General features: G+C 57.5%; 5 protein-coding genes. All 5 read left to right on the forward strand.

Annotation, left to right across the window (positions count from 1 at the left end; translation table 11 throughout):
• Positions 1–155: 155 nt before the first annotated feature.
• Complete coding sequence (locus H4P12_RS17700; protein WP_187794955.1) at positions 156–659, forward strand: DcrB-related protein; 504 nt, start codon at positions 156–158, stop codon at positions 657–659.
• A gap of 45 nt (positions 660–704) precedes the next feature.
• The gene (locus H4P12_RS17705) at positions 705–5,408 is read left to right on the forward strand and encodes an RHS repeat-associated core domain-containing protein (protein WP_187794956.1); all 4,704 of its coding nucleotides are present in this window, start codon (positions 705–707) and stop codon (positions 5,406–5,408) included.
• Positions 5,409–5,424: 16 nt separating this feature from the next.
• Positions 5,425–6,231, forward strand: coding sequence for a hypothetical protein (locus H4P12_RS17710; RefSeq protein WP_187794957.1), 807 nt, complete (start codon positions 5,425–5,427; stop codon positions 6,229–6,231).
• Positions 6,232–6,548: 317 nt separating this feature from the next.
• On the forward strand, positions 6,549–6,803 hold the full coding sequence (locus H4P12_RS17715; RefSeq protein ID WP_187794958.1) for an AHH domain-containing protein: 255 nt from the start codon (positions 6,549–6,551) through the stop codon (positions 6,801–6,803).
• Positions 6,804–6,818: 15 nt separating this feature from the next.
• The coding region (locus H4P12_RS17720) for a DUF4303 domain-containing protein (RefSeq protein ID WP_187794959.1) at positions 6,819–7,160 on the forward strand (342 nt) is incomplete at its 3' end.

Consider the following 7,160-nt stretch of genomic DNA (forward strand, 5'->3'; position numbering starts at 1 on the left):
CTCATAATCTGATTCGACTCCACGCGGGAATCTGCCCATTTCAAGCACTTGGCCCACCTTCGAGGTTGCGTCGAAGGTTAACACAACCGTAATGTTGGCGTGGTTAATGAGTGTGTTGATGGAAAACGGTGCGCGTGGCAGGGCGGGCGACAAGCTTGCTGCTGGTTCTGCCGTTGCAATTCGGAAATGATGCTGGCGCGGCAGGATTGTCACCGCAGTATATCGAAGGTTATTTGATGTTTCTGATGAACGAATGTTCGATTGAGGTGCCGCAGGGCTGGAACGATCAGTCGATCAACGTGATTTCTTCGAATTCGGCCATGGCGCCCGGTCTGACCCTGACGGTGACCCGCGATGGCTTGCCCTTTGGGATGTCGTTCCAGGAATATCTGGAAGAACAGATCGGTCAGGTCAGCAAAGCCATGATCGACTTCAAGACGGTGGGGCGGCAATCCGTTCTGCTTGACGGGATCGAGGCGGCCGAGATCGAATGCAGCTGGATGTCCAAGCAGGGGCCGATGCATCAGATCATCTACATGATGCCGACCCCGGCGGGACGGGCGATGGTGGTGACCGCATCCATGCCCGGCCGGATGAGCGCCGGGCAGGCAAATGAGGTTCGACGGATTGTGCAGACACTCAAGTTCCGACGAATGTAACCAGTAAACAGCTTGGGGGCCGCAATGTCCTTGCTTATGACATCAATGCAAGTCGCCAGCGAAACCTCGGCCCAGTCCGGGGCCCCCGGCAGTTTGCAAGCCACCCCGAACGAACCCGCCGGTTCGACCCCCGAAATGCAGGCGGCAATCGCCAATCAGACCGATGCGCGCGGCGGTTTTTTCCAAGGCTGGGATTCGGGGCTGGATTTTGTGGAAAGCGAGGGCTTTCAGAATTCGGTGCTGGCCACCGAAGCGGTCGTCGCTTCGGTTCGTGGTGGCATGGGGGTCATTGCCTGCGCAACGGCCGCGGGCACCGTTGCCTCGACCAGTGCCATCGCCCTCGCGGCTGGTGCGGCGCTGATTCCGATTGCGGCAGGCTGGCTGGCGGGAAAAGCCGGTAACGTATTGGGGTCCTGGGCCGGGGATGTGGTCGGGGATTGGATGGGGCTGGAGCCGCTGTCAGGTCCAAGCGAGCTGCCCGCATGCGTCGGCGACAAAATCTATCATGCCCCCTCGGGTCTGGTTGCGGGCCTGATGGCGGCGGCGGTTGTGGTCGGCGCCGTGGCGGCGATTGGCGCCCTGGCCGTGCTGACCGTCTTTTCGGGTGGTCTGGCCTCGCCTTTGCTGGTGGCCACGACGATCGCGGTCGTTGGCGGTCTGACCAGTGGCGCGCTGTCAGGCGCGGCGGATTCCCTGGGCCAACAGGGCGAGGAGAAGGGCGAGATTCGCACCGGCTCGCCCAACGTCCTTTTCGAGAACAAGAACGTCGCCCATGTCTCGGCCTTTATCGATTGTCAGGACCATGGGCTGGAAAAGCAATGCGCCGAAGGGTCGGGCGTTGTGTATGTGAACGGCTTTCCGCTGTCGCGAAAGGGGCATAAGACCACCTGCGACGGCACGATCCAGACCGGGCGCGAAACGGTTCTGATGGATCTGACCACCTCGGCCGATCAGCTTGATATCGACGGCGGCATGTTGATGCGGATCACGCGCACCGTGGCCTTCATCGGGGATTTCCTGCCGCTGCCGACGGGCGGGAAGCGGCCCAGGCCCGGTGGAAATACACCGCCGACGCCGAGCCTGCCAAACCCGCCCAAGCCGCCTAAATTCCCCAGGATCAACGCGGCGGTCAACAAGATCGACAATGCGTTCCGCAAGATGGAGGGCGATCCGGTTGACGTGGCGTCGGGGCAGGTGGGCGAAATACGCACCGACATGTTCATCCCCGGCACCATTCCGCTGGTCCTGACCCGCAGCTACAGCCGGGGTGCGACGGGCATTCAGGGCAATGACTGGGCCGGGAACTGGGCGCAGCATCTGCGGCTGGAGGGTGGCGCGGTGATCTGGCAAAACCCGGATGGGGCCGAGGTCATGTTCGAGGCCCCCGAGGATGACGTCTGGGGCGTCAACCTGCGCTGTCCCCAGATGGCGCTGCTGGGCCGCCGGTCCGAGGCGCTGTATCTTTATGATTATAACAGCCAGCTGTTCACGATCTTCAATCACCGGGTCGGCAACCGGTTGCTGCTGAGCGCCATTCAGGATCGCAATGGCAACGAAATCAGTTTCCACTACAGCGCCGAAGGGCTGACGGCCGTTCACCACAGCGACGGGTTCGAACTGGCCGTGGACAGCAAGGGCATGGTGATCCGTCACGCCGCACTTGGCGGCACCGGCGTGAATGACTGCGTCTTTACCTGGCAATATGATGGCGAACGCCGTCTGACACAGGTGGATTCTTCGCAGACCGGGCATCTGCGCTATGGCTATGACGATCAGGGCCGCTTGAACATGTGGTCGGACAGCCACCTGACACGGGCCTATTTCGAATATGATCGTGCGGATCGGGTGATCCGCAACTGGTCCGACAGTGGCCATCTTGCGGTGGAGCTGGCCTATGACATTGCGGCGCGGCGCACGCGGGTGACGGATGCGGCGGGCGTGGTCAAGTTCTTTGACTGGAACGATCGCGGGCTGGTCTGGCGTGAAATCGACGCCGATGGAGGCGAGTGGCTGACCAGATGGGGTCCGGCCTGCGAGGTGCTTGAGCGCCAGGACCCGCTGGGCAACCGCTGGAGCTATGATTACGACGGCGTCGGCTGCCTGCTGCGCGCGACCGACCCCGAGGGCCATTCCGAAACATGGGAATATGACGCCAACCGCCAGCCCATTGCCCATATCGATGCAATGGGCGCCCGGACCGAGTTTCGCTATAACGCGCGCGGAAATCTGGTGCAGATTGTCGATCCGACCGGGGCCGTCCGCCAATATCGCCGCGATCAGCAGGGCAAGCTGACCCGGATCGAACTGCCGCAGGATCGGCAGACGCGCATTTACTATGACGCTTTGAACCGGCCCACGCGGCTGCAGATGCCCTCGGGCAGTTCGGTGCGGATGTTCCACGATACCGAAGGCCGCATGATCCGTCAGATTGACGAAATCGGCGCGGAAACCCTGATGGATTATACCCGTGGCCCGGAAAACCAGCGCGGCGCGCTGCGACAGGTGACGCTGCCGGACGGCACCATCATCACCGCCACCTATGACAGTGAAGGGCTTGTCAGCTCGGCCAGCAATGGCATGGGTGATCTGCGCAAATTCCGCTATGGCGCGTTTGATATTCCGCTGGAAACGCAGGATCCGCAGGGCAACCGCGTCCGTCTGGAGCATGATTACGCACTGCGCCTGACCGCCGTCATCAACGAGATGGGGCAGCGCTATGAGCTGAGCTATGACAGGGTTGGCAACCTGGTGGCGGAAAAGGATTATTCCGGTCTTGTCACGCGCTATGAATACGATGCTGCCGGGCGGCTGACGCGGCGGATCGCGCCCAACGGGGGCGAAAGCCGCTATGACTGGTCGCCTGCGGGATTGCTGACCAGAAGCGAAAGCTGGGACGGGATATCCCTCAGCGTCACGACCACCGTTTATGATGCCGCTGGCCGCGCGACCCGGATCGCCAGTGATGACAGCACCATCACCCGCGCCTATGACATCGCGGGCCGTATGGTCAGCGAAACCGTCGATGGTCGCCAGATGACCTATACCTATCAGCCGGGATCGGCTGCGCCCGTGTCGCGCGGAGGTGATGGGCTTGGGCTGGATCTGGACTATTCGGCGGATGGCCATGTCTCCGCCATGCGCTTTGTCGGGACCGAGCTGCGTTTCGAACATGACCTCCGGGGCCTAGAGGTGCTGCGCCAAAGCGCCGCCGGGTTCACGCAGGAACAAGGCTGGGATGTGATGCGCCGCCTGACCGGGCAACTGGTCGGGCCAGAGATGATGCACGGTCGCGGGTCCGCCGCACGGGTGGAACGCGGCTATGGCTGGGACCGGGCAGGGCGGGCCATCGCCATCACCGATCGCGCGGCCGGCCTGACCGAGCTGCGCTATGACGCACGCGGTCTGGTCACCGACACCTATCAGCAGCGGGCTGATGGCTCGTCGCCGATCCTGCGCCAATATGACTACGATCCCAGCCGGAACCTGTCCGGCCTGATCGAGAACATGCGTGCCGAACGGATCGAGGATCAGGCCGGTCGTGTCCGTCGCCGTGGCCACATCACCTATCAGCATGATGATTGCGGCCGGGTGATCCTGAAACGCCACGAAGAGCCGGGCTTCCGTCCGCGCATCTGGAAAATGGCGTGGGACGCAAATGACCGGCTGGTCCGGCTGACCACGCCTGACGGTGCCGTGTGGCGATACGAATATGACGCCCTGGGCCGCCGGATCCGGCGGATGCGGGTGATCGATGGCGGTCAGACGACGCGCAGCCCGGACGATTGGAGCGTGCCGGATGACACCGATCCGCCGGTGCCGGCGCCCGGTAGCGCCGAGGTCGTTCCCCTGCAGCAACGCATGGGCAGCGCCTATCAATGGGACGGCGACCGCATCGTGGCCGAAGCCCCGCTTTATGCCGATGGCAGCGTGGCATGGGATCGGGCAGAGCATTGGGTATATGACCCCGGCAGCTTCCGCCCGCTGGCCCGCGTTTACGGTGATGAGGTCGCCCATGTCGTCACCGACCACATCGGCACGCCGCGCGAACTGGTCTCGGCCGATGGTCGCAAGGTCCTGTGGCGGGCGCAGCTCAGCCTGTGGGGCAAGGTCGATCAGCTTGAGCAGGCGGCCAATGACAACGCCCCGCCCATCACCTGCCCGATCCGCTTTCAGGGCCAATGGGAGGATGCGGAAAGCGGGCTGTATTACAACCGCTACCGCTATTACGACGTAGACGCCGCGCAATACCTGTCACCGGACCCGATAGGGCTGGATGGCGGCATCAGGCCGCAGGGGTATGTGGTTGATCCGAACGGATGGGTTGATCCGTTGGGGTTGGCGGCGTGTATTGTAACCAATCGCCGCAATGGCAGGAAATTCCAGCAGCAAGTAATTGACTCTATGAGTCACGTGAACGCGACGGAGAATGGCACTCCATATACGGTCTCGATTCCGAGGAGCCCGAATAACCCTACAACCGGAAACATCAATGTTACAACGATCCCAGATATCATGGGGCCAAATGTTGGTGGTATAATCGAGGTCAAGGATGTAAGGAATCTTTCACTCTCACGGCAGTTGCGAGCGCAGATTGAACTTGCAAACCAGACCGGCCAGCCGTTTAATCTGGTGGTCAGCCCAAGAACGCAATATGTCTCTGGACCACTCCTGAAGGCAATCAGGGCAGGGGGCGGGGATGTTTATATCTACGACCCGAGCGGAAGTGGTAGTTTGTCGGTCTGGCCATAAGAACTGCAGGAATATAATGTCACAGGACTTGATTATAAATATCACTTCTCAGCAGGATATGAGTTCTTGGGATGTCGGCAAAAAAATATTGGAGAAAATATTTTCGGTTCCAAAGCTGATTCCAGAGAAAATTGCGACCTTTGGTGAGGTTACGGCGAGGAATGGCTTCTCTATTTCAGATATCGGCCAGTGCGAACCTTATTGGGCGGCGAAAGCGACCATGCGAATTTCCGGAGCGCCGGTGGATATCTTGCAGGATTTTAGTTGGAAACGTTCGAAAGTCGCTAAATCAAAGGCAACCGTGACCTTTCCAACTAAAAATATGAAGCAAGATCAGATTTTAGGAGGTATTTTTTTCCAGTCGGAATTTCGGAAAGATATAAACTGGCTTGATATATTTACTACTTGGTGTGACGCCAGTTCTGCTTTTGCCGGTATGCTGCACCCGTTTTCTGGGGATGACATTAAAACCACGAAGAGATCTAATCTTCTTGAAATGAGTCTAGATGAAGAAATCGCAGAGAAAGCAAGGGCGCGGTTTCGGAATGGTATATTTCATACCGAATTTCGAGCGGGGGATTTGAACAGCAAGGTTTCTGGGTTGACTGATTTGGGTTGGGCAAATTGGTTCGGCGGTTATTTGGCAAAAGAGGTCAATGCCGATGCCATATCTGCAGCCGGGTTCATCATCAAGAAATTCGGTAACAGTTATATGATTCAGCTAACAGATAATATTGACGATGCGGCAAATGATCATGAGCTATTATCTCATCGTCGCGCGAAACTTAAAGGACTTTTTAAGAAAAATTTGTTTTTGATTTAATGATTTTAGAAGGTTTTTCCGATATTAAAAATTATAAGACGAAAGCGTTGCGTCGGCCACGCCGGAAAAATTCGCTGGTATAATGTCGTTCTCAACGAGCCTTTCCTATTATTAAAATTTTGCCTGGATTTTAGCCTTATGTACAGTTAGTCGGCGCCACATTCATGTGCGTCGAAATTGTATGGACCAGTAAAAATGCTGCCACGTTAGCTATCCAATATAGTGCGAGGATGCAGAAAGCTGGCTGTATTACAACCGCTACCGCTATTACGACGTAGACGCCGCGCAATACCTGTCGCCGGCCCCGACAGGGCTGGATGGCGGGAAAAATTCTTGATAGCTATGGAATAGATATCAACGATGCAGCTAATGGTATTCCAATCGGCCATCCGAGGCCGCACAACTATATGCACACCGCCAAATGTCACGTGATGGTGAATAATCGGCCGACAAAAATTGTTGATTCAATGACGGCGAACGGAAAATCTCCGACAGAGATCAAGGCCGCTTTGTTACAAGAATTGCGTGTTATTGGAAATGAAACTCAGGCGGCTGTGGAAAATTCTCCGTAATTAAGAGGTGTTACTATGACGAATGAACTTTCAGAAATCATCGCAGAAGCTGCTCGATTAGCTTTTTCGAATCTTTTTGAGGAAACTGGAGAAGATTTTTACTATTGTGCCTTGATAACGACTGGCGAAGCTTTGGCGCCGGAAATTTCTGCTTGGTCGTGGCAGGCCCTGGATCGCGCAGCGGGAGCCGAAAATGACCCGGAAAAGTGGCGGTCGGTATTGAAATGGTCATATGCTGATAGTCCCTACGTAGATTACGGAAGAAAATATTTTTCGGCGGTGAACGCAGCATTTGATAAGCTTCCAGAAATGACGGAAGAGATGAGTCCCGATCAATGGGATCGAGAATATAATTTC

Source organism: Paracoccus amoyensis (genome assembly GCF_014490725.1).
In the GTDB taxonomy this organism is placed as follows: Bacteria; Pseudomonadota; Alphaproteobacteria; order Rhodobacterales; family Rhodobacteraceae; genus Paracoccus; species Paracoccus amoyensis.